General features: G+C 71.0%; 23 protein-coding genes. 9 read left to right on the top strand and 14 right to left on the bottom strand.

The genetic code is table 11. The annotated features are described in order from the left end of the window. Positions 1-76 precede the first annotated feature (76 nt). Together ACIOHP_RS08120 and ACIOHP_RS08115 are read right to left on the bottom strand one after the other, a co-directional pair. Entirely contained in the window at positions 77-493 is a 417-nt protein-coding gene (locus ACIOHP_RS08120; RefSeq protein ID WP_401884419.1) for a DUF6153 family protein, read from the bottom strand. Positions 494-987: 494 nt separating this feature from the next. Continuing rightward, entirely contained in the window at positions 988-1,596 is a 609-nt protein-coding gene (locus ACIOHP_RS08115; protein ID WP_401884415.1) for a DoxX family membrane protein, read from the bottom strand. Between the two features lie 100 nt (positions 1,597-1,696). Between ACIOHP_RS08115 and ACIOHP_RS08110 the strand changes: the two genes are divergently transcribed. Further along, entirely contained in the window at positions 1,697-2,020 is a 324-nt protein-coding gene (locus ACIOHP_RS08110; RefSeq protein ID WP_266827812.1) for a nuclear transport factor 2 family protein, read from the top strand. Positions 2,021-2,091: 71 nt separating this feature from the next. Continuing rightward, a complete protein-coding gene (locus tag ACIOHP_RS08105) occupies positions 2,092-3,072 on the top strand; it encodes an aldo/keto reductase (protein ID WP_401884413.1) in 981 nt (326 codons plus the stop codon). Between the two features lie 27 nt (positions 3,073-3,099). On the opposite strand, the gene ACIOHP_RS08100 is transcribed toward ACIOHP_RS08105, so the two are convergent. The 4 genes from ACIOHP_RS08100 to ACIOHP_RS08085 all read right to left on the bottom strand — a co-directional run bounded on the left by ACIOHP_RS08100 (position 3,100) and on the right by ACIOHP_RS08085 (position 7,514). Continuing rightward, positions 3,100-3,798 (bottom strand): ABC transporter ATP-binding protein, encoded by a 699-nt coding sequence (locus ACIOHP_RS08100; RefSeq protein WP_266827816.1) that lies wholly within the window; start codon positions 3,796-3,798, stop codon positions 3,100-3,102. Between the two features lie 91 nt (positions 3,799-3,889). Continuing rightward, entirely contained in the window at positions 3,890-5,362 is a 1,473-nt protein-coding gene (locus ACIOHP_RS08095; protein WP_401884406.1) for an ABC transporter permease, read from the bottom strand. Positions 5,363-5,705: 343 nt separating this feature from the next. Next, on the bottom strand, positions 5,706-6,464 hold the full coding sequence (locus ACIOHP_RS08090) for an SDR family oxidoreductase (protein ID WP_361539910.1): 759 nt from the start codon (positions 6,462-6,464) through the stop codon (positions 5,706-5,708). Between the two features lie 60 nt (positions 6,465-6,524). Further along, positions 6,525-7,514, bottom strand: a complete 990-nt coding sequence (locus ACIOHP_RS08085; protein WP_361539907.1) for a Gfo/Idh/MocA family oxidoreductase — start codon at positions 7,512-7,514, stop codon at positions 6,525-6,527. Between the two features lie 88 nt (positions 7,515-7,602). Here ACIOHP_RS08085 and ACIOHP_RS08080 point away from each other — a divergent pair, with 88 nt between their 5' ends. From ACIOHP_RS08080 to ACIOHP_RS08065, 4 genes are all read left to right on the top strand, one after another. After that, entirely contained in the window at positions 7,603-8,898 is a 1,296-nt protein-coding gene (locus ACIOHP_RS08080) for a multidrug effflux MFS transporter (protein ID WP_401884399.1), read from the top strand. Next, positions 8,850-10,040, top strand: coding sequence for a serine hydrolase domain-containing protein (locus ACIOHP_RS08075; protein ID WP_401884395.1), 1,191 nt, complete (start codon positions 8,850-8,852; stop codon positions 10,038-10,040). Before ACIOHP_RS08080 ends, ACIOHP_RS08075 begins: the two co-directional genes overlap by 49 nt. Before the next feature lie 46 nt (positions 10,041-10,086). Continuing rightward, entirely contained in the window at positions 10,087-11,073 is a 987-nt protein-coding gene (locus ACIOHP_RS08070; protein ID WP_401884389.1) for a small ribosomal subunit Rsm22 family protein, read from the top strand. A gap of 287 nt (positions 11,074-11,360) precedes the next feature. Continuing rightward, entirely contained in the window at positions 11,361-11,975 is a 615-nt protein-coding gene (locus ACIOHP_RS08065) for a TetR/AcrR family transcriptional regulator (RefSeq protein ID WP_361538591.1), read from the top strand. Here the strand turns inward: ACIOHP_RS08065 and ACIOHP_RS08060 are convergent. Continuing rightward, complete coding sequence (locus tag ACIOHP_RS08060) at positions 11,954-12,793, bottom strand: glycerophosphodiester phosphodiesterase (protein WP_401884385.1); 840 nt, start codon at positions 12,791-12,793, stop codon at positions 11,954-11,956. The two genes, ACIOHP_RS08065 and ACIOHP_RS08060, sit on opposite strands and share 22 nt — an antisense overlap. Before the next feature lie 178 nt (positions 12,794-12,971). Here ACIOHP_RS08060 and ACIOHP_RS08055 point away from each other — a divergent pair, with 178 nt between their 5' ends. Next, positions 12,972-13,700 (top strand): bifunctional DNA primase/polymerase, encoded by a 729-nt coding sequence (locus tag ACIOHP_RS08055; RefSeq protein WP_361538595.1) that lies wholly within the window; start codon positions 12,972-12,974, stop codon positions 13,698-13,700. A gap of 50 nt (positions 13,701-13,750) precedes the next feature. On the opposite strand, the gene ACIOHP_RS08050 is transcribed toward ACIOHP_RS08055, so the two are convergent. The 6 genes from ACIOHP_RS08050 to ACIOHP_RS08025 form a co-directional block, all read right to left on the bottom strand. Then, positions 13,751-14,755 (bottom strand): hypothetical protein, encoded by a 1,005-nt coding sequence (locus ACIOHP_RS08050; protein WP_401884381.1) that lies wholly within the window; start codon positions 14,753-14,755, stop codon positions 13,751-13,753. After that, on the bottom strand, positions 14,715-15,587 hold the full coding sequence (gene efeU, locus ACIOHP_RS08045; protein ID WP_361477307.1) for an iron uptake transporter permease EfeU: 873 nt from the start codon (positions 15,585-15,587) through the stop codon (positions 14,715-14,717). The genes ACIOHP_RS08050 and efeU overlap by 41 nt, the downstream gene beginning before the upstream one ends. A gap of 2 nt (positions 15,588-15,589) precedes the next feature. Continuing rightward, positions 15,590-16,879 carry an iron uptake transporter deferrochelatase/peroxidase subunit gene (efeB, locus tag ACIOHP_RS08040; protein ID WP_401884376.1) on the bottom strand — a complete coding sequence of 430 codons (1,290 nt, stop codon included), beginning with the start codon at positions 16,877-16,879 and terminating at the stop codon, positions 15,590-15,592. Between the two features lie 16 nt (positions 16,880-16,895). Further along, positions 16,896-18,050, bottom strand: coding sequence for an iron uptake system protein EfeO (gene efeO / locus ACIOHP_RS08035; protein WP_401884372.1), 1,155 nt, complete (start codon positions 18,048-18,050; stop codon positions 16,896-16,898). 190 nt (positions 18,051-18,240) lie between these two features. Then, a complete protein-coding gene (locus tag ACIOHP_RS08030) occupies positions 18,241-19,062 on the bottom strand; it encodes a heme ABC transporter ATP-binding protein (protein WP_401884368.1) in 822 nt (273 codons plus the stop codon). 141 nt (positions 19,063-19,203) lie between these two features. Then, positions 19,204-20,211 carry a FecCD family ABC transporter permease gene (locus ACIOHP_RS08025; protein ID WP_401885220.1) on the bottom strand — a complete coding sequence of 336 codons (1,008 nt, stop codon included), beginning with the start codon at positions 20,209-20,211 and terminating at the stop codon, positions 19,204-19,206. Between the two features lie 212 nt (positions 20,212-20,423). On the opposite strand from ACIOHP_RS08025, the gene ACIOHP_RS08020 reads away from it, so the two are divergent. Further along, positions 20,424-21,311: a hypothetical protein gene (locus ACIOHP_RS08020; RefSeq protein ID WP_401884365.1), complete on the top strand. Its 888-nt coding sequence runs from the start codon at positions 20,424-20,426 to the stop codon at positions 21,309-21,311. Continuing rightward, on the top strand, positions 21,304-21,948 hold the full coding sequence (locus ACIOHP_RS08015; protein WP_361538607.1) for a PhzF family phenazine biosynthesis protein: 645 nt from the start codon (positions 21,304-21,306) through the stop codon (positions 21,946-21,948). The genes ACIOHP_RS08020 and ACIOHP_RS08015 overlap by 8 nt, the downstream gene beginning before the upstream one ends. Positions 21,949-21,952: 4 nt before the next feature. Here ACIOHP_RS08015 and ACIOHP_RS08010 read toward each other — a convergent pair whose 3' ends face one another. Further along, the gene (locus tag ACIOHP_RS08010; RefSeq protein ID WP_327716740.1) at positions 21,953-22,600 is read right to left on the bottom strand and encodes a biliverdin-producing heme oxygenase; all 648 of its coding nucleotides are present in this window, start codon (positions 22,598-22,600) and stop codon (positions 21,953-21,955) included. Positions 22,601-22,654 lie beyond the last annotated feature (54 nt).

The following is a 22,654-nucleotide window of genomic DNA, read 5'->3' as shown; positions in this document are numbered from 1 at the left end:
ACTCCTGCTGGATGAAAGGGATCTGGACATGCCGAGGCGCACACCGAGGTACACATCGAGGTGCGCGGCGTGGTGTCTAGATCCGCAGGAGTTGGAGTTCCGCCAGGGACGGGGGAGCGCGGGCGCCTTCCGGGTCGGAACCGGCGTACGCGCGTGGTGATTCGTCTCGTACGACGACGGCGACCGGGTCGGGTACGAGCGCGGGCAGCGTCGGTCCACCGCTCACCGCGGCCGCCGCGCAGGTGGCGTCCGCGTGGGAGACGTGGCCCGAGCCGCAGTGGCCCTCGCCCGCGCATCCGTCATGGACGGCGGCCACGGAGACGGCGGACACGGAGACAGCGGCCACGGGTGGGGCGTGCGGGTGATCGTCCGCGACGGCGGCACCCGGAGCCAGGGCGTGCATACCCATGAGCCCCGCCAGCAGCGCCAGCACGAGCAGCGCCCGCCACCGCCACCGGGGCGGTGATGCGGGGTGGTGCTCGGGGCCGGTCATGGAGGTCATCCTAGGAGGAGGCCGAGCAGTGACTCTGCGCGGGCTGCGAATATGCAGGTGGGGCGGCGCGGGGGAGAGGCCGTCGGGGACGGCCGCGGGTGAGCCGTCAGGAGCGCCGGGCCGAATCCGCGGGATGCGCCGGGCCGAATCCGCGGATGCGCCGGGCCGACGTCCCGAAGTTCCCCACACCGCACGACCGGCGCACCCTCGCCCCAGCCGGTCACCCCACCGAGGCCCTCACCGGCGTCCCACGGAGTCCTCACTGGCGTCCGCCGAGACCGTCATCGGCACCCCGCCCGGAGTCCTTACCGGCGTCTCGCCGACGCGCTCGCCGGCCTCACTGACCCGCTCACCGGCGTCTCGCCGACCCGCTCGCCGGCCCCACTGACCCGCTCACCGGCGTCCCGCCGAGCCACTCACCGGCTCCCGGCGCCCCGCCCACCAACACCCCGCCGAAGCAACCCTCACCCCGACCGGCACCCCACCACCACCCCCTACTCCCCGAACAACGCCTCCTGCTCGTTCAGCTGCTCCGCCTGCTCCTGCCTCTCCTTCTCCTGGAGCCTGCGGTTGCGTGCCCCCACGACCGCCGCCGTGGCCGCCGCCGTCACCGCGAGGGCCGTCGGGACCATCCAACCCTTGTCGAACACGTGCCCGATGGCGTGGTCGAGGGAGAGTCGTCCCGGACCCGCGATCGCGAGGCCCGTCGCCGCCAGACCCAGGGTCGCCGCGTACTCGAAGCCGCCCTCGGCGTTGAAGAAGCCGTTGGGCGTATGGACGGTGGACGCCCCCGCCATCGCGCCGGCCGCCGCCGCGCCCGCCGCCGGTGTCGCCAGGCCGAGCGCCAGCAGCGTGCCGCCGCCCGCCTCCGCGAGGCCCGCCGCGGTGGCGCTCGCCTTGCCGGGGGAGTAGCCGACCGACTCCATGAACTGGCCGGTCCCCTCGATGCCGTGGCCGCCGAACCAGCCGAACAGCTTCTGCGCGCCGTGGGCGGCCAGCACACCCCCGGTACCCAGCCGGAGCAACAGCAGGCCCAGATCGCGTCGGTCGTAGGAAGAGGCGTGTGAGGTCACGATGGCTCCCGTAAGAGATGGATGGAACATCCCCCTCGCGTTTCCACCGTCGCACTCCTGACACCTCTCGGAGTCACCCGCGCCGCCGTTCGGGTGGCGGGCCCGGGGGAGCGGTGTGAGTCTGGCTGCCATGACGATTCAGACCGGCAAACTCAGCGACCCCGCGGTCCGCGCCTTCGTCAACGCCGTCAACGCGCACGACCGCGACGGCTTCATGGCCCTCCTCGCCCCCGGCGCGACGATGTCGGACGACGGCTCCGACCGTGACCTCGACGACTGGATCGACCGGGAGATCTTCTCCTCCCACGGTCACATGGAGGTCGACAACGAGTCCCGCGGCGGCCGCGACCTCATCGCCCGCTACAGCAACGACACCTGGGGCGAGATGCGCACCAAGTGGCACTTCGAGGTGGACGGCGACAAGATCACCCGCTTCGAGACCGGGCAGGCATAGCAGGGCCCGACAGACAGGTTCGGAGAAAGCCCTTGCCCTGAAGTGCGCTCCAAGTCCTAGCGTCTCGACCCATGGAGACCAACAGGACTTTGGGCCGTAGCGGCATAGAGGTCAGCCCTCTCGGCTTCGGCTGCTGGGCCATCGGTGGTGAGTGGTCCGACCTGAGCGGACACCCTCTCGGCTGGGGCAAGGTCGACGACGACGAGTCCGTACGGGCGATCCGCCGCGCCCTCGACCTCGGTGTGACCTTCTTCGACACCGCCGAGGTCTACGGCACCGGGCACAGCGAGCGGATCCTCGGCCGCGCCCTCGGCAAGCGCCGCGCCGACGTGGTCGTCGCCACCAAGTGGGGCAACCTCTTCGACGAGGACACCCGCACCCTCAACGGGCAGGACGCCTCCGAGCAGTACGCCCGCGAGGCCCTCATCGCCTCCCTCGCCCGCCTCGGTACGGACTACGTCGACCTCTACCAGCTCCATCTCTCCGACGCCCACCCCAGCCATGGCGCCCGACTCCGCGAGATCTGCGAGGAGTTCGTACGCGAAGGGCTCATCCGCGCCTACGCCTGGAGCACCGACGACCCCGCCCGCGCCGCCGTCTTCGCGGAGGGCGAGCACTGTGCGGCCGTACAGCACGCGCTGAACGTCATGCAGGACGCCCCCGAAATGCTGACGCTGTGCGAGGAGTCGGGCCTCGCGAGCATCAACCGCAGTCCGCTCGCCATGGGGTTGCTGGCGGGCAAGCGCCAAGGGCCCCGGGACGCTGGGGACATCCGCAGCAGGCCGCCGGCCTGGCTCCAGGGCTTCGGCGACGGTTCCGAGGCCGACCCGCAGTGGCTTGCGAAGATCGACGCACTCCGGGACATCCTCACCAGCGACGGCCGCACCCTCGCCCAGGGCGCCCTGGCCTGGATCTGGGCCCGCAGCCCGCGCACCGTGCCGATCCCGGGCTTCCGTTCCGTCGCCCAGGCCGAACAGAACGCGGGCGCCATGGAGAAGGGGCCGCTGACCGCCGAGCAGTTGACTGAGATCAACCACATCCTCGAACGGTGAGCGGCCCAACTGGCCCCGCGGCAGAGGTCAGTAGCGCTGCGCGTACGACTGCGCCTGCTCGGTCAGCGTGATCTGCCCCGCCTTGATGGTGGCCAGACGCGGGGACTTCCTGGCGATCGACGAGTCGTGCGTGACCATGATGAAGGTCAGCCCGTACTCGTGCCACAGCCCTTCCAGCAGCGCCATGATGTCGTCACGGGTGCCCTCGTCGAGGTTGCCCGTGGGCTCGTCGGCGAGGAGCACCTTCGGCTTCTTCACCAGCGCGCGGGCGATGGCGACCCGCTGCTGCTGGCCGCCGGACAGCTCGGACGGCGCGTGGCCGAGCCGCTCGCCGAGGCCGACCGAGCGCAGCGCCTCGGCCGCCCGCTCGCGCCGCTCGGCCGGCTTCACGCCGAGCGGGACCAGGGCCGTCTCGACGTTCTCCTGGGCGGTGAGCGTCGGGATGAGGTTGAAGGACTGGAAGATGATGCCGATCTTCTCCGCCCGCAGCCGGGTCAGCTTCGCCTCGCTGATCTTCGCGAGGTCGACGCCGTCCAGCTCGACGCTGCCCTCGGTCGGCCGGTCCAGGCCGCCGATCATCTGGAGCAGCGTGGACTTGCCGCCGCCGGTGGGGCCCTGGATGACGAGCTGGTCGCCGTCCTCGATCGTGAGGTCGACGCCGCGCAGCGCCTCCACCGTGTCCTTTCCCCGTGAGTAGCGCTTGGTGACGCCGGTCAGTCTGTACATGGGTGATCTCCGTGAGTATGTGCGAGAAGAAGAGGGGGCGGGGCGCCGCGACCCGGGGGGAACGGACACGGCGCCCCGGCTCGGGGCAGGGTCAGGACACGCTGCGCAGCGCGTCCGCCGGCCGCATCCGGGAGGCGCGCCAGCCGCCCATCGCGCCGGCGATCAGACCGCCGGTCACCGCCAGGCCCACCGCGAGGGCGATGGTGGTCAGCGAGACGGGCGCGGACAGCGCGATCTCCATGGTGTTCTGCGCGGACTGCTGGCCCGGACCGCCGCCGCCGGGGCCGCCGCCCATGCCGCCACCACCGCCGGAGCTGCCGAGCTGCGCGGTCAGCTTGGGGCTGATCGCGGTGACGGTGTACGCGGCCGCGAGACCCAGGCCGATACCGAGGGCGCCGCCGATCAGACCGTTCACCATCGACTCGCCGACGACCTGCCGGGTCACCCGGCGGCTCGGCCAGCCGAGCGCTTTCAGCGTGCCGAACTCACGCACCCGGCGGGACACCGCCGAGGAGGTCAGCAGCGCGGCCACCAGGAAGGCGGCGGCGAGCACCGCGAGGGACAGCCACTTGCCGACGCTGGTCGCGAGGTCGGAGGCGGTGGACAGGGAGCCGGAGACGGTCTCCGCGAGATCGGCCGAGGTCGTCACCGTCGTACCCGAGATGTTCTTCTGGATCGTCGACTTGACCGAGTCGATCTGCTTGGAGTCGGTCGCCTTGACGTAGATGGTGGTGACCTGGTTCTTGGCGTCGGCCAGCGTCTGGGCCTGCTTCAGCGGCAGGTAGACGTCGGTGGTGGACTCGCTGCTGGAGGCCGTCGCGATACCGATGATCGTGTACTTGGTGCCGGAGATCTTGAGGGTCTTGCCGACCTTGTACGAGTTCTCCTTGGCGTACGACTTGCTGAGCACCACGACCTTCGCGTCGGTCTGTGAGGCCGTGAAGGTCTTGCCGGAGGTGATCTCCATGCCGGCCAGCGGGCCGAGGGTCTGGTCGGTGACGTCGACGCCGGCGACCGAGTAGGAGTTCACGTCGAAGGAGGCGCCGCCGCCCTGCACCTGGGGGGCCGCCGTGCTGTTGCCGCCGCTGCCGCCACCGGGGCCGCCCTGGCCCTGGGACTGGCCGCTGCCGGTCGTGGACTGCGCCTTGCCCTGGGTGAAGGAGCCGTCGACCTTGGTGACGTTCAGGGTGATCGCGCCGACCGCGTTCGCCACGCCCTCCTGCTGGGCGACCTTGGCGACGAGCGCGGCCTTGAGGGCCTGGCCGCCCTGCGTCATCACGCGGTCGGAGCTCTGCTTGTCGTCGCTGTCGTTGGAACTGGCGTCGAATTCGAAGTTCGGTCTGCCCGAGCTGTTGCCGGTCGGCGCCGACCTGGCCTTGGTGACCGTCATGTCGGTGCCGAGGCCGTACAGCGACTTCAGGACCTTGTCCTGAGCCTGAGACATGCCGGCCGACACCGAGTTGACGGTGATGACCAGCGCGATACCGAGCGCCAGACCCAGTGCGATGACCAGGGCGGCCTTCTTGCGCCGGCCCAGCTCGCGCTTGAGATAGATGCCAAACATCCCGTTCCCCAGAGGTTCTTGGCGCCCGCTGTGGGCGCTGCCTCAAGGTAGGGACCTTGCATTGCGGAGCCGTGAGTAAGGGATGTGCAAGGCCTGAGAAGGGATGTGCGAGAGCTGAGAAAGTGCACGGCAGCCGTTCCACCCATCGGCGCGTACCCCGCGGTCCCGCGCGGAGCCCACCCCCATCCGGTGCGGTGGAACGACTGCCGTCTCCCCCCTCGGTTTGGTCTGCGGAAGCTCACTGCTCTAAGTGTGAAGTTCTGATGGAGGAGATGTAGAGCATAAGTCCACCACCGGCCCATATGGACCGGATGTTCATATTCCGCTTGTGCAGATTGAGCCCTCAACCACGCCCGACGTACGGCATCGCCGTCGCCAGCACGGTCGCGAACTGCACGTTCGCCCCCAGCGGCAGCTCCGCCATGTGCCGCACCGTGCGCGCGACATCCGCGACGTCCATCACGGGCTCGGGCGCGACCTCGCCGTTGGCCTGCAACGCACCGGTCTGCATCCGTGCGGTCATGTCGGTCGCCGCGTTCCCGATGTCGATCTGCCCGACCGCGATGCCGTACGGCCGCCCGTCCAGGGACAGTGACTTGGTGAGGCCGGTCAGCGCGTGCTTGGTCGCGGTGTAGGCGACGGAGTGCGGACGCGGCGTATGGGCGGAGATCGAGCCGTTGTTGATGATCCGCCCGCCCTGCGGATCCTGCTCCTTCATCTGCCGGTACGCCGCCTGCGCGCACAGGAACGCCCCGTTGAGGTTGGTGTCCACCACGTGCCGCCACGCGTCGTACGGCAGCTCCTCGACGGGCACCCCGCCGGGACCGAACGTCCCCGCGTTGTTGAACAGCAGGTCCACCCGCCCGAACCGCTCCACGGTCGCGGCGAACAGCGCGGCCACGTCGTCCGGTTGCGCGACATCGGCGCGTACGGCGAGGGCGGCACCCTCCGGCGCGAGCGCCGCCGTCTCCTGAAGCGTCCCGGGGCGGCGCCCCGCCAGCGCCACGGACCATCCCGTCCGCAGCAGCTCCACGGCGACGGCCCGCCCGATGCCCGAGCCGGCGCCGGTCACGACGGCGATCTTCGATCCACGTTCAGTCATGGCAGGGAGCGTACGAGGTCCATCCGTAACGTGGAATCAAGAGTCCGCGATACGGATGTCTCACTCCCCCGGGTAGCGGACCCCGACGCGCTCCCGGACCGTGTCCATCGTCCGCATCACCGCGAGCGTGCCGTCGAGCGGGACGAGCGGCGACTCGGTCTCACCGGCCCGCAGCGCACGCATCACCTCGACGGCCTCGTGCTTGAGGCTGTTGCGGGGACCGGCCTCGGCCTTGAACTCCTCGGGGTCCCGGCCGTCCCGGTGCAGCACGAACCGGTCCGGGAAGAAGAAGCCGTACGGCACGTCGATACGGCCCAGCGAACCGGTGACCGACGCCGAGGTCGCCGTACCGCCGATGATCGAGCAGTGCACCGAGGCGAGCGCGCCGCTGTCGTAGGAGAGCAGGGCGCCCGTCTGGAGGTCGACACCCTCGTCGGAGAGCGTCGCGCGGGCCGCGATGTCCGACGGCTCCCCGAGCAGCAGCTGGGCGAACGACACCGGGTACACGCCGAGGTCGAGGAGCGCTCCGCCGCCCTGTGCCGGGTCGCGCAGCCGGTGACTGGGCGGGAAGGGGCCGGCCAGCCCGAAGTCGGCCTGGACGCTGCGCACTTCGCCGATCGCGCCGTCGTCCACCAGTGCCTTGAGCTGCCGTATGAGGGGATTGCAGTACATCCACATGGCTTCCATCAGGAAGCTCCCGCGCTCCCGCGCCAGCCCGACCAGTTCCTCCGCCTCGCGCGCGTTCAGCGTGAACGCCTTCTCGCACAGCACGTTCCGCCCGGCCTCCAGGCACAGACCGGCGGCCGCCCGGTGCGCCGAGTGCGGGGTGGCGACGTAGACGACATCGATGTCCGCGTCCTCGGCCAGCGCGCCCCACTCGCCGTACGCCCGCTCGATCCCGAACCGCTCCGCGAACGCCTTCGCCGACTCCTCGCTCCGCGAGGCCACCGCCACGACCTCCGCGTCCGGCAGATCCACCAGGTCGGCGGTGAACGCCGCCGCGATCCCACCGGTCGCCAGGATTCCCCAGCGCACCCTCTGCTCCGTCATCCCCGCGTCCATCCTCGCTCGCGTGACACTCGCCACTGTGTACGAGCTGAGAGCATAGGTGGCGGATCGGATTCAGAGGGAGGGGCACATGCCCGACAGCGGGGCATCGACACCGGACCTGGAACAGGCGGCTGCGGCACCGGCGCAGCCGCCCACTCGTGCCGCCCGCCGCACCGGCTGGGTCGTCACCCTCACCCTCGGCGGTCTGACCGCCACGCCTCCGCTGGCGATGGACATGTACCTCCCCTCGCTCCCGGAGGTCACGAACTCCCTGCACGCGTCCGCCGCGACCGTCCAGCTCACCCTCACCGCCTGTCTGCTCGGCATGGCCCTCGGCCAGCTCGTGGTCGGCCCGATGAGCGACCGCTGGGGCCGCCGGCGCCCGCTGCTCGTCGGGCTGGTCGTCTACGTCCTCGCCACCGCCCTGTGCGCCCTGGCGCCCACCGTCGAGACCCTGGTCGCCTTCCGGCTGACACAGGGGCTGGCGGGCGCGGCCGGGATAGTGATCGCGCGGGCCGTCGTACGCGATCTCTACGACGGTGTGGCCATGGCCCGCTTCTTCTCCACCCTGATGCTGATCGGCGGGGTCGCTCCGATCGTCGCGCCCGTCATCGGCGGACAGATCCTGCGGGTGACGGACTGGCGGGGCGTGTTCGTGGTCCTGACGGTCGTCGGCGCGCTGCTGGCCGTGCTGGTGTGGGCCCGGCTGCCCGAGACCCTCCCGGTGGAGCGGCGCCATGTCGGCGGGGTCGGCGCCGCCCTGCGGTCCATGGGTACCCTGCTCGCCGACCTCCCCTTCACCGGCTTCATGCTCGCGGGCGGCTTCGCCTTCGCCGCGCTGTTCGCGTACATCTCGGCCTCACCCTTCGTCATCCAGGAGATCTACGGGGCCTCACCGCAGACCTTCAGCCTGCTCTTCGGGCTGAACTCGGTGGGCCTGGTCGTCGTCGGCCAGATCAACGGCAAGGTGCTGGTCGGCCGGGTCAGCCTGGAGAAGGTGCTGGGCGCGGGGCTCTCGATCGTCATCGCCGCCGCGACCGCTCTGCTGCTGATGTCCCTGGGCGTGTTCGGCGAGCCCGGCCTGGTGGCCGTGGCCGCCGCTCTCTTCGTCCTGATGTCGGCGATGGGCATCACCCTCCCCAACGCCCAGTCCCTCGCCCTCCTGCGCACCAAGCACTCCGCGGGCTCCGCCTCCGCCCTGCTCGGCACCTCCTCCTTCCTCATCGGGGCCATCGCCTCCCCGCTGGTCGGGATCGCCGGGGAGGACACCGCCGTACCGATGGCCGTGGTCCAAGTCGTGTCGGCACTGGTAGCGCTTGCCTGTTTCATGGGAATGTGCCGTCCTTGGAACAGACGTGCGATCGCGGAGGGAGCAGGGAGCTGAGCGCGCCAAGACTGCGCAGCGACACACCGGAACGGGCCGGACTCGACCCCGGAGAGCTCGAACACCTCGCCCAGGAGGTCCACGACCTCACCACCGGCGAGCGCCCCTGGGCGGCCGGCACCGTCGTGGTCGCCGGACGCGGCCCGGTGATCGCCGTCGAGGAGGCGGCGGGCTGGGCGGTCCGGTACGCCTCCTACGACCCCGAGGCCGACGCGGGCGTGGAACTGCCGCGCAAGGCACGCGTCCCGATGACGGTCGCGACCCCCTTCGACCTCGCCTCCCTCACCAAGCTGTTCACCGCCGTCGCCACGATGCAGCAGATCGAACGCGGCACCCTCGGCATCGACGCCCGGGTGGGCGCGTACCTGCCGGACTTCCGGGCCGCCGCCGAGCACGGGGTGACGGTACGGGAGCTGCTCACGCACACCTCCGGGCTCCGCCCCGAACTCCCGCTGTACGACTGCGCGGACGACGCGGAACGGCTGGAGCTGCTGCGGTCCGAGCCCCCGATCGGTGTACCCGGCACCTACACATACTCGGATGTGAACCTGCTCCTCCTCCAGCACGTCCTGGAACGCATCACCGGCCGGGGCCTGGACACCCTCGTCCACGACGGCATCACCCGGCCGCTGGGGATGACGGCGACCGGGTTCGGGCCGTGCCCCGGGGCGGCGGCGACGGAGTACCAGCGAAGGCCCTGGGCCAAGGCGGACCGGGGGATGCTGCGGGGAGTCGTCCACGACGAGAACGCGTGGGCGCTGGGCGGTGTGGCGGGCCACGCCGGTCTCTTCTCCACCGGCCGTGACCTGGCCGTCTTCTGCCGCGCCCTGCTGGCGGGCGGCTCCTACGGCCCCGCCCGCATCCTCGGCCCCGACTTCGTCGAACTCATGCTGACCCCACCGGGCCTGGGCTTCGCCGTCGACCAGCCGTGGTTCATGGGCGAACTGGCCGGGCGGGGGGCCGCGGGCCATACCGGCTTCACCGGAACCTCGCTGGTCCTGGACCGCTCGACGGACACGTTCCTGGTACTGCTGTCGAACGCGGTCCACCCCCGAAGACGGCCGCCGGACAGCAGACCCAGAGCGGCGGGGGCCACCCGACTGGCGCGCGCGGTCCGGCCCACCAGTCTGTCCGGCGGGTGAGGACGAGGACGTTCGGGGCGGGTCCCGGGCCACCTAGAATCGCCGGGTGAACGCCCCCGTATCCCCGGCCGAGACCCTTCGCGCCACCCTTGCCTCCGTCCTCGACGGACTGCCGCCGAAGCAGGCCGCGCAGGCCGTCGACCGGCTGATCGCCACCTACCGCGGGGCCACCCCGACCGACGCGCCCATCCTCCGGGACCGGGCGGACGTCGCCGCCTACGCCGCGTACCGGATGCCGGCCACCTTCGAGGCGGTGCGCTCGGCGCTGGACGCGTTCGCGGACGCGGTGCCGCGGTGGGCGCCGGCGAGCCATGTGGACGTCGGCGGGGGGACCGGGGCGGCGACCTGGGCGGTCAGTGCCACCTGGTCCGGTACGCGGCCGGTCACGGTCCTCGACTGGGCGGAGCCCGCGCTCGCCCTCGGCCGGGAGATCGCCGTGGCGAACCCGGCGCTGGAAGGCGCGACGTGGCGACGCTCGCGGATCGGATCCTCCCTCGCGCTCGAGAGCACGGACCTCGTCACGGTGTCCTACGTCCTGAACGAACTCACTCCCGGCGACCGCACCGCTCTCGTCGACGCCGCCGCGGGGGCCGCGCAGGCCGTGGTGATCGTCGAGGCCGGTACGCCGGACGGATACGCCCGGGTGATCGAGGCCCGCGACCGACTGATCGCGGCCGGCTTCCATGTCGCGGCTCCCTGTCCGCACAGCGCGGCCTGCCCCATCGTCCCCGGTGAGGACTGGTGCCACTTCTCGACACGGGTCAGCCGCTCGTCCCTGCACCGGCAGGTCAAGGGCGGCTCCCTGCCCTACGAGGACGAGAAGTTCAGCTACGTCGCCGCCGCCCGCTTCCCGGTCACCCCGGCCGAGTCCCGCGTCGTCCGCCGCCCCCAGATCCGCAAGGGCCAGGTCCTGCTGGACCTCTGCGAGACGGACGAGCAGCTGTCCCGCACGACGGTGACGAAGCGGCACGGCGACCTGTACAAGGCGGCGAGGAACGCGGCTTGGGGCGACCCCTGGCCCCCGCTGCCGTAGCCCCGGCTTTTCTCGCCCCCGCCGCCCTTACCCATTCCCATCCCCAGGGGCTGCCGCCCCTTCGACCCCGCTCCCAGGGGGCGCTGCCCCCTGGACCCCCGCTCCTCAAACGCCGGAGGGGCTGAGAAACCCAGCCCGTCCGGCGTTTGAGGACGAGGCCCGTTCAGGGCCGAAGCGGGGGTCTGGGGGCGGCAGCCCCCAGGGATGGGACGGGTAGGGGCGGCGGGGGCGAGGAACTCTCGGGTTCAGCGAGACGGGGCGTCTCACTCGCCTGCTACCGTCGGCCCATGGTCAAGCAGCCCGCCCCCGACACCACTCGCCGCAGCGAGAAGTCCCGCCGCGCCATCTATGACGCCGCCCTCGCACTCGTCGGCGAGGTCGGCTACCCCAAGACCACCATCGAGGGCATCGCGGCCCGCGCAGGCGTCGGGAAGCAGACGATCTACCGATGGTGGACGTCGAAGGCGGAGGTGCTGATGGAGGCCTTCCTCGACCTCGGCGAACAGTCCGCACGCGAGGCCGGCCAGGAGTCGTACGCCTTCCCGGACACGGGCGACCTCGCCGCCGACCTCAAGGCCGTACTGCGCGCCACGGTCGACGAGCTGAGGGACCCCCGTTTCGAGGTGCCGTCAAGGGCGCTGGCCGCGGAGGGAGTCGTCAACGAGCAGCTCGGCCGGGAACTGGTCGCCAAGCTGCTCGAACCCTCGCTCCAGCTCTACGTCGACCGTCTGCGCTCCGCACAGGACACCGGCGACGTACGCCCGGACATCGACCCGCGCATCGCCCTGGAGCTCTTCGTCTCACCCCTGGCCCAGCGCTGGCTCCAGCACACCGGACCGATCTCGTACGAGTACACCGACACCCTCGTCGACTACGCCCTCTACGGTCTCGCCCCGCGCTGAGGCACCCGCGCCAGCCGCCCCGGCGTATCCGTGATCACCCCGTCGCAGCCCAGCCCCAGCACCCGGTCCCGCTGCGCCGGCGTCACCACGGTGTGGGCCCACACCCGTCGGACACCGGAGTTCACCGCCCGGACCAGGTCCGCGTCACGCGCCTTGTAGTCGACGTCCAGGACGTCCACGAAGGACCGCCACCGCTCGGGACGGTCGGTGCGCAACTGCTGGGCCGAGCGCCACAGGCCGGTCAGGAGGCCCAGGCGATGGGCCCGCCGGGCCAGTGCGGGGTCGTTGGAGTGGACGAAGACCGAGCGGGTCAGGCCCCGGGAGCGGAGCAGTGCCGCCAGCGGGGCCACGCTCCGGGGGTCCTTCGCCTCCAGCATCAGCACGGCCCGCCCGCCCAGCAGATCCAGCACCTGGGCCACGGTGGGCGGCCGCTCCGACCGCCAGCTGCCGGGGAGGGAGGCCTTGGGGCGCACCCGTACGCCCTGCCACTCCCGCACGTTCAGCCTGTGCACCTCGCCGCCCAGATACGTCGTGCGGTTCAGCAGCGGATCGTGCATCACGACGAGCGTTCCGTCGCTCAGCATGCGGGTGTCGAAGTCCAGTACGTGGGCCGTACGGCGGCCATAGGCGGCCATGAGCCCCGACAGGCTGTTCTCGGGCACCTCACGGGCGCCGCCGCGATGGGCGACGTATGTCACACGCGGCAGCGAGTCCGCCGTGAGCGGTCCGGGTCCCCACTCCAGCGGGATCGTCGGTCCCAGCAGCGAGACCAGGGAAGCCGCCGAAGCCAGGCCCGTCAGCGCGATCCTCGTGACCATGACGACCACGGTAGGGGCGCCGGGTCCCTAAATCCTGTCAAAGCGGAGGATTTCACCCGATCCTCCTCCCCGGTACGCCCTGTCCCGCCTACCCCGGTTGTCGGCTCCGGCCACCGGGAGCGCAGGATGGTGGGACCATAGAGCATGCTGTCCGCACCACAGCGAGGCGAGGCGATACATGAGCCAGGAGTTCGGCGGCCGGACCGGCCGGCAGGGCAAACTCACCCAGTGGCTGCGTGGACGCCGCCCGAAGGACGCCGCCGACGACGGCGGCCGTGAGGCCCTGCTGCTGGCCGCCGCCGGGGCGGGACTGCCTCTGGCGCCCGCCGCGCACCCGGCCGGCTACCGCTGTTCCTGCGACCGTGTCGGCTGTCCCACCCCGGCCCGGCACCCCGTCTCCTTCGCCTGGCAGACGCAGTCCACCACCGACCGCGCCCAGATCGAGCGCTGGGCCCGGCACCAGCCGCAGGCCAACTTCATCACCGCGACCGGCATGGTGCACGACGTCCTGGACATGCCCCTCGACGCCGGCCGCGAGGCCCTGGAGCGGCTGCTCGCCTCCGGTATCGAGGTCGGCCCGGTCGCCGAGACCGACGGCCGGCTGATGTTCTTCACCCTCACCCGCGGCACCCCCGAGGACGAGGACGAGTGGTGGCCGTGCGAGCTGGACTGCCACCCCGAGACGATGGACGAGCATCCGGGGCTTCGCTGGCACTGCCGCGGCTCCTACGTTCTCGTACCGCCCGCCCGGCTGCCCGGTGACGGTCGGACCGTGCGCTGGGTACGCGGCCCGGAGCACCCGCTGCCCGACCCGCTGAGCCTGCTGGAGATCCTCACCGACGCCGGCGCCCGCTGGGCCGGCGAGGACCGGGACCACGCCTCCGCGGCCTGGCCCTCGCGCGGCTGAGGCACCTCCGTCCGAGGAGGAGGGGCACCTCTCCTCAGGGCGCGAGGGGGTTACTCGCCCTTCGCCGCCGTCAGTCCCTGGATCCGCCCCAGCACCGACACCTGCCCGCCCTTCGCACCCTTCGCCGGGTCCAGGGCGACCTCGTTGGAGACGAACTCCATCGTCAGCGACTGCTTGACCTCGCCGGTCGTCAGGGCGTCGACGGCCGCGTTCTGGTCGGGGAGCGTGGTGCCCGCGTAGGCGGTCTGCTTCATGAAGTGCCGCGTCGTGAAGAACACCAGGGCGCCGCCGTCCTTGGTGCGCAGCGCCAGCGGGGCGTAGTCACCGTTCGTCAGCGACTCGTCGATGTACTGCGTGGCCCGTCCCGGCTTCTTGGCGTCCTTGGTGCGCTGCGTGCGCCATCCGCTGGTGTGGGCGCCCGCCGCGAAGGTCTTCCCCTCGCCGCTCTGCAGATACGTCGCGTAGTCCTGGCTCAACTGCCGCGGGGCGACGGACAGTTCCGTCGAGTTCGCGGGGACGGCCTCCGCCCAGCCGTCCGTGTCGGTCTTGAACTGCGGTACGTCGTCCGGTGCGACCAGCGTCAAGTACGCCACCTGGAACGGCTCGTCCAGGCCGTCGCGCGTGAACACGAACAGCCAGCGCGCGCTGCCGCCCTTGTTCGCGGCGGTGTCGGCGACGAACCAGCGGGGCCAGCCCGCCTTCTTGGGGATGGTGTACTTCGCGTCGGACAGCTTCAGCGGGGTGTGCGCCGTGTTGCCCTGCGGGCTGTTGGCCCGGCCCGCCTTCAGCCGCGCCGCGTCGATGTCGGCGAGAGGGCCGGTGACGTGGTCCGCGTCCAGGGAACTGTCGTACGCCTTGTCGGCCTTGTTGTACGCGGTCGTGAACTCCCGGAGCGCCTCGGCGGCTTCGGCCCTGGTCGTCGCGGGGAGCACCTCGCGTTCCCCGTGGACCACCACGCATCCGCTCGCCGTCAGCGACAAAGCGGTCACCGAGGCCGCTATCAGCACCCTCCGGTCAAGACTGCGAAGCCTTCGAGGGCTGCGATCCCTGCTCATCGGATGCCTTCACCTTCCCCTTCCCGGAGGCGAACCCTACCGGGGCGAGGAACAGCGCGAGCGTCGGGATCAGGTACAGCAGCCACACCGTGACCTGGAGCACGGTCGGGTCCGGCTGGAAGTTGAAGACGCCCTTCAGCAGGGTGCCGTACCAGCTGTCCGGCGGGATGGTCCCGGAGATGTCGAAGGCCTTGTCGTTCAGGCCCGGCAGCCAGTCGGCCTCCTGGAGATCATGGAAGCCGTACGCCAGCACGCCCGCCGCCACGACGACCAGCATGCCGCCGGTCCACGTGAAGAACTTGGCGAGGTTGATCTTCAACGCGCCCCGGTAGAACAGCCAGCCCAGCACAACCGCCGTGGCGATGCCGAGCCCCACACCGATCAGCGGGCGCGGCGTCCCGTCACCGGCCGCGTGCACCGACGCCCACACGAACAGGGACGTCTCGAGACCCTCCCGGCCGACCGCGAGGAACGCGGTGGCGACCAGCGCGCCGGTGCCCATCCGCAGGGCCGCGTCCAGCTTGCCGTGCAGCTCCGCCTTCAGATGCCGGGCGGTGCGCCGCATCCAGAAGACCATCCACGTCACCAGGACGACCGCGAGGATCGACAGCGAACCGCCGAGCGCCTCCTGCGCCTTGAACGTCAGCTCCTGGGAGCCGAATTCGAGGGCGCAGCCGAAGCCGAGCGCGATCGCGACCGCGACGGCGATGCCGATCCAGATGGGCTTCAGCGCGTCCCTGCGCTCCGTCTTCACCAGATAGGCGATGAGGATGCAGACGACGAGAGAGGCCTCCAGGCCTTCGCGCAGACCGATCAGATAGTTGCTGAACACGGCTACGCCTCCTTGGAGAACAGCGTGCTGCCCCACCAGTCGTCCTTGTCACGGACGCCGGGCGGGACGGCGAAGACCGCCGAACCCACGTGCTGGATGTACTCGTTGAGGGCGTCCGGTGCGAGGTTGCGCTGGATCTGCACGAATCCCTTGCGCACATCGCGCTGGTACGCGAGGAAGAACAGCCCGGCGTCGAGCCGCCCGAGCCCGTCCGTGCCGTCGGTGAAGGAGTAGCCGCGGCGCAGAATGGTCGCCCCGTGGTTGGTGTCGGGGTGCGCGAGGCGGACGTGCGCGTCGGGCTTCATCGCCTTCAGGAACGGCTTGTCGCGCTCCTTGGCCTTGCCGACCGGGGCGCCCTCGCCCTTGTCGCGGCCGAAGATGTCCTCCTGCTCCTGCAAGGAGGTGCGGTCCCAGGTCTCGATGTGCATCCGGATACGGCGGGCGACGAGGTAGGAGCCGCCGACCATCCAGTCGGGCCCGTCCTGGTCGGAGACCCACACGAACTTCTCCAGCCGGTCCGTCTCCGTCCCCGCGATGTTGCGGGTGCCGTCCTTGAACCCCATGAGGTTGCGCGGGGTCTGCTCCTCCGGCGTCGTGGACGAGGTCTTCCCGAAGCCGAGCTGCGACCAGCGGATGACGACCTTGCCGAAGCCGATACGGGCCAGGTTGCGGATGGCGTGCACGGCGACCTGGGGGTCGTCGGCGCAGGCCTGGATGCACAGGTCGCCGCCGCTGCGGTTCTTGTCGAGGGCGTCCCCGGCGAACTTGGGCAACTCGAAGAGACCCTCGGGCTGTTCGCCTTCGAGCCCGAACTTCCGGAACAGCGACGGCCCGAAGCCGATGGTGAGGGTGAGCCGCGAGGGCTTGAGACCCAGCGCCTCGCCGGTGTCGTCCGGCGGTGCCTCGGCCAGCCCGCCGAAGGCGCCCTCGCCGACCGCCTGTCCGCCGGTCATCCGCCGCGCGGCCGCCGTCCAGTCCTTGAGCATCCGCACGAACTCGGCGCGGTCCTCGGTCTTCACGTCGAACGCGGCGAAGTGCAGCCGGTCCTGCACGGGAGTGGAGATACCGGCCTGGTGGCCGCCGTGGAACGCGACGGCGGCCCCCGCCTCGGCGCCCACGGGGTCCACGTCGTTGCCGGCCCGGGTCATCGCCACCGCCCCGCCGGCCGCGGCGGCACCGAGCGCGAGCCCGGCACCGCCCCAGCCGATCAGCGAACGGCGGGACGGGGAGGGCGAGTTCTCCGTGGTGGAGGTCTCGTCCGTGGAGTTCTCGTCCGTGGAGTTCTCGGTCATGAGGGCTCCCCCTGCTTCACTTCGCGACGACTGCGGCGGCGAGCTTGGACAGCGGCTCCGCGAGGGCGTTCACCGCGTCCGACAGCTCCTTGCGGTCGTCCTTGCCGACCTTCTCGTACGAGGTGAAGTCGTACGAGGTCTTGTCCGCGCGGTACTTGTCCAGCAGCGTGTTGAGCGCGGCGAACTGCTTGTCGAGCTCGGTGGTGAGGGCCGCGTCGTTCTCCTTGGCGACCGCCTTCAGCAGCTCGTACGACTTCTCGGCGCCCTCCACATTGGCCTTGAAGTCGACGAGGTCGGTGTGCGAGTAGCGCTCCTCCTCACCGGTGACCTTGCCGGTGGCGACCTCGTCGAGGAGCTCCTTGGCGCCGTTGGCCATGGAGGTCGGGGTGATCTCGGCCTTGCCGACCCGGTTCTGCCAGTCCTTGAGGTCGGTGATCAGCTGGTCGGCGAGCTCGGAGTCACGGGCGGTGAGCTTCTTGTCCTTCCACAGCGAGCGCTCCAGGCGGTGCCAGCCGGTCCAGTCCTTCTCCGGGTCCTGGCCGTCCTCCAGACCGTCCTCGCGGACGTCGACCTTCGGGTCGATGTCACCGAAGGACTCCGCGACCGGCTCGGTGCGCTCCCAGCCGATGCGGGAGGGGGCGTAGGCCTTCTTCGCGGCCTCGATGTCCCCGTCCTTGACCGCCTTGGCGAAGGTCTCGGCGAGCGGCAGCGTCTCGTCGGCCTGCGCCTGCACGTAGGTGCGGTAGGCGGCGACGGCCTTGTCGAGGCGGGGGTCGCGCTTGGCGGCGGTGCCACCGGTGGCCTTGACGTCCTGGCGGATGCCGTCGCCCTTCATGCCGGGCTTGCAGGCGATCGTGTAGTCGCCGGCCTTCACCTCCGCGGTGACGGTCTGCTTGGTGCCCGGGCCGATGTTCTCGCGCTCGGTCACGACCCGGTCGTCCGGGAAGAGGATGTAGACCTCGGTGACCTTGGAGCCCTTGTTCTCGATGGCGAGCTCGACGTGGCCGGCCGGGAACTCCTTCTTCGACACGTCGCACTTGCTGTCGGTGGCGGTCACGTCGATCACACGGTCGCTGCCCCCGGAGCCGCCCTTCTCGGTGCACCCGGTGAGGGCGGTCAAGGCCGCCACGACGGCGGTGGCGGTGACTGCGGAGAGTCTGGCGGCTCGCATGCGGGCTCCCGGGCGATGGCTGAAAAATCACGTGACAGGGCTCACACGGTTCGGTGAGGCTCGCCTAACTTATCCGAGCCTTACCTGCGTGATACCCCACCGTCCCGTGATTCACCTCTCATAGACGGTGTAAGAGCACGAGCCGATCACGGTGACTCAAAACGGACCCCAAGTAAAGGTCAAAGGAGATTCAAAGGTCCCGCTCAGGGTTTACGAGCAGCGCCCCCGTCCGCGGGTGCGGAAACACCTCCACGGGCTGGTCGTACACCTCCGACAGCAGCCGCTCGTCGAAGACCTCGTCCGGCGCCCCGTCGGCGGCGACCCGCCCGGCGCGCAGGATCGCGACCCGGTGCGCGTACGCGGCGGCGAGCCCCAGATCGTGCAGGACGACAACGACGGCGTCCCCCTGGCGCGCCCGCTCCCGGCACACCCGCAGCACCAGCTCCTGATGCCTGAGGTCGAGAGCCGCGGTCGGCTCGTCCAGCAGCAGCAGCGGAGCCCGCTGCGCGAGCACCCGCGCGAGCGCGACCCTGGCCCGCTCACCACCGCTCAGCGCGCCGAAGGGACGGGACGCGAAGGCGGCGACTTCGGTCTGGCGCATGGCCTCGGCGACGGCCCGGTCATCGTCGTCGGGCGCGATGGCGGCCCAGGGTGCGCGTCCCATCCGTACGACGTCCTCGACGGCAAAGGGGAAGGAGAGGGAGGCCGACTGGGGGAGAACAGCCCTGCGCAGGGCGAGTTCGGGCGCGGACCACTCCGCGGCGGGACGCCCATGAATCCGCACCACCCCACCGGCGGCCGGAACATCCGCGGCGAGCGCCCCGAGCAGAGTGGACTTACCGGCCCCGTTGGGCCCGACGAGCGCGAGAACCTCCCCGGCGCGGACGGTGATGTCGATGCCTTGCAGCACGTCGCGGGGTCCGAGGCGGACGTGCAGCCCTTCAGTCGCGGCAAGCACATCTCCGGGCTCGGCGGGGACCGGGGGAGTGGGGCGATTGCGGAGGAGTCTCATGACGGGGTCCTTGAAGGTGGAGGGGTGCTCGGCAGTGGCCGAGCGCCGTTGCGGCGGAAAAGAGGGGCTGAGGTGAGTGCTTTCAGGGGCGCGGGGAAGTGCGCGACCGGCCCCCACTCACCCGCACCCGCCGTACCACCCCTAGGCCCATCCCCCCTGCCTGCGCCGCGTCCGACGCAGCAGCCAGAAGAAGAACGGGCTGCCCAGCAGCGCCGTCAGCACACCCAGCGGCAACTCCGCCGGCGCCGCGACCGTCCGCGCGGCCAAATCCGCCGCCAACAACACCAGCGCCCCCGTCAACGCACTCCCCGGCACCAGGAACCGATGCCCCGGCCCCGCCACCATCCGCAGCAGATGCGGCACCACCAGCCCCACAAAGCTGATGATCCCGGACACACTCACCGCCGCCGCCGTCAGCAACGCGATCACCAGCACCAGAACGATCCGCAACCGCTCCACATCCACCCCCAGATGCCGAGCCGGCCGCTCACCGAGAGACAGCAGATCCAGCCGCCGCGCGTACAGCGGAGCCACCGCCAGCCCGAGCACCGCGCACGGCAGCACCGCGACCACCTTCGCCCACGTCGCCTGCGCCAACGACCCCAGCTGCCAGAACGTGATCTGGTTGACGGCCGCCGTGTCCGCGAAGAACAGGAACAACCCGATCACCGCCCCCGCGAACGCGTTCACCGCGATCCCGGTGAGGATCAGCGTCACGACCTCCGTACGCCCCCCGGACCGCGACATCGCGTACACCAGCAGCACCGTCCCGAGCCCCGCGACGAACGCGAACACCGAAACCGTCCACGTGCCGAGGAAGTCGATCCCGAACGCGATCGCCGCGACCGCCCCCACGGCCGCCCCCGACGAGACACCGATGACCCCCGGCTCGGCAAGCGGATTGCCGAACACGCCCTGCATCAACGCCCCCGCACACCCCAGCGAGGCCCCGACGAGCAGCGCGAGCGCGATCCTTGGGAACCGCACGTTCCACAGCACCGACTCGGCGACCCGGTCCAACCCGCCGCCCCCGAGCCCGACTTTGTGCTGCACGGAGCCGAGGACGTCCGCGACCGGGATCGGATAGGCCCCGACACCGGCCGCGACCGGCACGAGGACGAGCAGTCCCACGACCAGCCCGGCGGTCATCAGCCACGCGGCCGACCGCCGTCCTCGTGGCGGGGACTCAGCCGTCCCACCCGCCTGAACCGCGGTCTTCTCCAGTACGGTCACGCCCCACCGTCCTTCTTGTACAGCTGCCCCACGACCGACTTGAGCCGTATGAGTTTAGGTTAGCCTTACCTTGCTTACCTGGAAATCATCGATGCGCGGGCGCCGTACCGAGGCGTAGAACTGTCCCCGTGAACAGGGGACACAGGGAACTGCTGGGGCCGGGGCGGCTGGTACTGAACGTGGCGAACCGCCCCGGCCCGCCGGCGTTGCGCTTCGAGACGACGGGCGACGGGCGGCTTCTGTTGCGGCAGGGAGAGCGACCCGTGCTGCTCGGTCGCACGGTGGGTCGGCACTGCTGCCGGGATCTGCACCTGCACCGCCTCGACGGTTACCGCTCCCCGCTGCCGCCACTGCGCTCGGCGGACATGCGGTCGAACGTCAACTGGCCGCACCAGTACGCGCGTTGGCTGGAGGAAGCGGACGGCGCCCCGTTGCTGGACGGACGCTGGGAGCTGGCCCTGCGGACCGAGTTCCCGCCGTACGTCTGGACCGAGGAGTTCGTGAAGGTCTGGCCGGGCGGCCGGTTGGAGCTGTACTGCGGTGGCGGCTGGAACGGCGTTCTCCCGCTCCGCCGCCTCTCGCCACCGGATGCCGGGCGGGTGAAGGCGTACCGCAAGCACGCCCGCGAGGGAACGCTCGCGCCCGTCCTGCTGTGGTCGGTGGCCTTCCTGGACGGCTGCGTGATCCTGGACGGCCACGACCGGGCGATGGCCGCGCTGGCGGAGGGCCGGACGCCGGAGTGTGTGCTGCTCCACCGGGTGTCCGACGAGGGCGTGTGGCGGCGGGTGGCCGAGCGCGCGACCCGCGCCCACGAGAACCGCCTGCGGCAGTCGGCGGCGCGCCCCGACGACCCCGGCCACGCACGCCAACGGGCCGCCATGGAACAGGGGCACGCCGAGCTGATCGCCTCGCTTCCGTACGGCATGCCCCCCACCGACTTCTGGCCCCTCCCCGGCGGAGCCAGGGCCTGGGACGACCTGGCCGACCGCGCGATGCTTCAATTCCCCCGTGACTGACTACGACGTACTGCGCGTCTTCTGCGCGCCGAACGGCGGATACGGCAATGAACTCGGCGTCATACGCGAGGGATCCGTGATGCCGGACCGCGAGGAGCGGCAACTGTTCGCCGGGAAGCTCGGGTTCAGTGAGACCGTGTTCGTGGACGACCCGGAGCGCGGGGTCATCGACATCTACACGCCGACGCTGAGGCTGCCCTTCGCCGGCCACCCCTGCGTCGGCACGGCATGGTTGCTCGACGTGCCGGAGCTGGTCACCCCGGCCGGTGTCGTGGGCGCCCGGCTCGACGGCGAGTTCAGCTGGATCGAGGCGCGGGCGGAGTGGGCGCCGCCGCGGACGCTCAGGCAGTACGCGACGGCCGCCGAGGTCGACGACCTGGACGTGCCGCCGAAGGGGGAGTGGATCTACGCCTGGGCCTGGGAGGACGAGCCCGCGGGACGGGTGCGCGCGCGGGCGTTCCCCGGCCGTGACGACGGGATCGACGAGGACGAGGCGACCGGCGCCGCCGCCCTCCTGCTCACCGACCGGCTGGGCCGCGCCCTGAACATCACCCAGGGCGCGGGCTCGCAGATCCTCACCGCTCCCCAGCCCGGCGGCTGGGTGGAGATCGGTGGCCGGGTGTACCTGGAGCGCTAGGCCGCTAGGCGCTCAGGGGGAACTCCTCGCCGAGGGCGCGGAAGACCGCCGTGTTCAGCGCGAACGCCCTCTTGCACTCCGTCACGATCCGCTGCTTCTCCAGGTCGTCGACCCGCACGCCGTCCAGCAGCTCGCGGTAACCCCGCTTGAACGCGGCGGGGTTGGCGATCCCCTCGAAGACGTAGAAGCGCACTCCGTCGCCCTTGCGCTCGAAGCCCCAGGTCCGCTCCGCCTTGTCGCGGATGATCTGGCCGCCGGAGAGGTCGCCGAGGTAGCGCGTGTAGTGGTGGGCGATGTAGCCGGCCGGCCACTCGGTGGCGCACTCCCGGACCCGGTCCGCATAGGCCCGCGTGGCCGGCAGCGCGGTCAGCCCCGTACGCCAGCCGGCGCCCCGCAGATGCTCCAGATCCCGCTCCAGCGCGCCCAGCCGGTACAGCTCGGGCTGGATGAAGGGCCCGGTCACCGGATCGGCGGCCAGCCGCTCGGCCCCGCTCTCCAGCGCCTCGTACACGAACCACAGCTGCTCGGTGTACCGCGCGTACGCGTCCACGCCCAGCCTGCCGCCGAGCAGGTCACTCATGAACGACGAGGTCTCCGCCTCCACGTGCTGCTCGTGGGAGGCGGTGCGGATGACTGTCGAGAAGGAGTCCATGCAGTGCATCCTCTAAGGTAAGGCTTACCTAAGTCAATAGGTTTGCCGACGCCC

It is taken from the genome of Streptomyces sp. NPDC087859 (assembly GCF_044742595.1).
Taxonomy (GTDB): domain Bacteria; phylum Actinomycetota; class Actinomycetes; order Streptomycetales; family Streptomycetaceae; genus Streptomyces; species Streptomyces canus_F.
Note: the sequence above shows the minus strand (reverse complement) of the source record. Positions and strands in the feature narration are given on the sequence as shown.

Excerpts from the sequence above, each read along its gene's own strand:
- ACIOHP_RS08120 (WP_401884419.1), bottom strand. The coding sequence starts at position 493 with ATGACCGGCCCCGAGCACCACCCCGCATCACCGCCCCGGTGGCGGTGG.
- ACIOHP_RS08115 (WP_401884415.1), bottom strand. The coding sequence starts at position 1,596 with ATGTTCCATCCATCTCTTACGGGAGCCATCGTGACCTCACACGCCTCT.
- ACIOHP_RS08110 (WP_266827812.1), top strand. The coding sequence starts at position 1,697 with ATGACGATTCAGACCGGCAAACTCAGCGACCCCGCGGTCCGCGCCTTC.
- ACIOHP_RS08105 (WP_401884413.1), top strand. The coding sequence starts at position 2,092 with ATGGAGACCAACAGGACTTTGGGCCGTAGCGGCATAGAGGTCAGCCCT.
- ACIOHP_RS08100 (WP_266827816.1), bottom strand. The coding sequence starts at position 3,798 with ATGTACAGACTGACCGGCGTCACCAAGCGCTACTCACGGGGAAAGGAC.
- ACIOHP_RS08095 (WP_401884406.1), bottom strand. The coding sequence starts at position 5,362 with ATGTTTGGCATCTATCTCAAGCGCGAGCTGGGCCGGCGCAAGAAGGCC.
- ACIOHP_RS08090 (WP_361539910.1), bottom strand. The coding sequence starts at position 6,464 with ATGACTGAACGTGGATCGAAGATCGCCGTCGTGACCGGCGCCGGCTCG.
- ACIOHP_RS08085 (WP_361539907.1), bottom strand. The coding sequence starts at position 7,514 with ATGACGGAGCAGAGGGTGCGCTGGGGAATCCTGGCGACCGGTGGGATC.
- ACIOHP_RS08080 (WP_401884399.1), top strand. The coding sequence starts at position 7,603 with ATGCCCGACAGCGGGGCATCGACACCGGACCTGGAACAGGCGGCTGCG.
- ACIOHP_RS08065 (WP_361538591.1), top strand. The coding sequence starts at position 11,361 with ATGGTCAAGCAGCCCGCCCCCGACACCACTCGCCGCAGCGAGAAGTCC.
- ACIOHP_RS08060 (WP_401884385.1), bottom strand. The coding sequence starts at position 12,793 with ATGGTCACGAGGATCGCGCTGACGGGCCTGGCTTCGGCGGCTTCCCTG.
- ACIOHP_RS08055 (WP_361538595.1), top strand. The coding sequence starts at position 12,972 with ATGAGCCAGGAGTTCGGCGGCCGGACCGGCCGGCAGGGCAAACTCACC.
- ACIOHP_RS08050 (WP_401884381.1), bottom strand. The coding sequence starts at position 14,755 with ATGAGCAGGGATCGCAGCCCTCGAAGGCTTCGCAGTCTTGACCGGAGG.
- efeB (WP_401884376.1), bottom strand. The coding sequence starts at position 16,879 with ATGACCGAGAACTCCACGGACGAGAACTCCACGGACGAGACCTCCACC.
- efeO (WP_401884372.1), bottom strand. The coding sequence starts at position 18,050 with ATGCGAGCCGCCAGACTCTCCGCAGTCACCGCCACCGCCGTCGTGGCG.
- ACIOHP_RS08030 (WP_401884368.1), bottom strand. The coding sequence starts at position 19,062 with ATGAGACTCCTCCGCAATCGCCCCACTCCCCCGGTCCCCGCCGAGCCC.
- ACIOHP_RS08025 (WP_401885220.1), bottom strand. The coding sequence starts at position 20,211 with ATGACCGCCGGGCTGGTCGTGGGACTGCTCGTCCTCGTGCCGGTCGCG.
- ACIOHP_RS08010 (WP_327716740.1), bottom strand. The coding sequence starts at position 22,600 with ATGGACTCCTTCTCGACAGTCATCCGCACCGCCTCCCACGAGCAGCAC.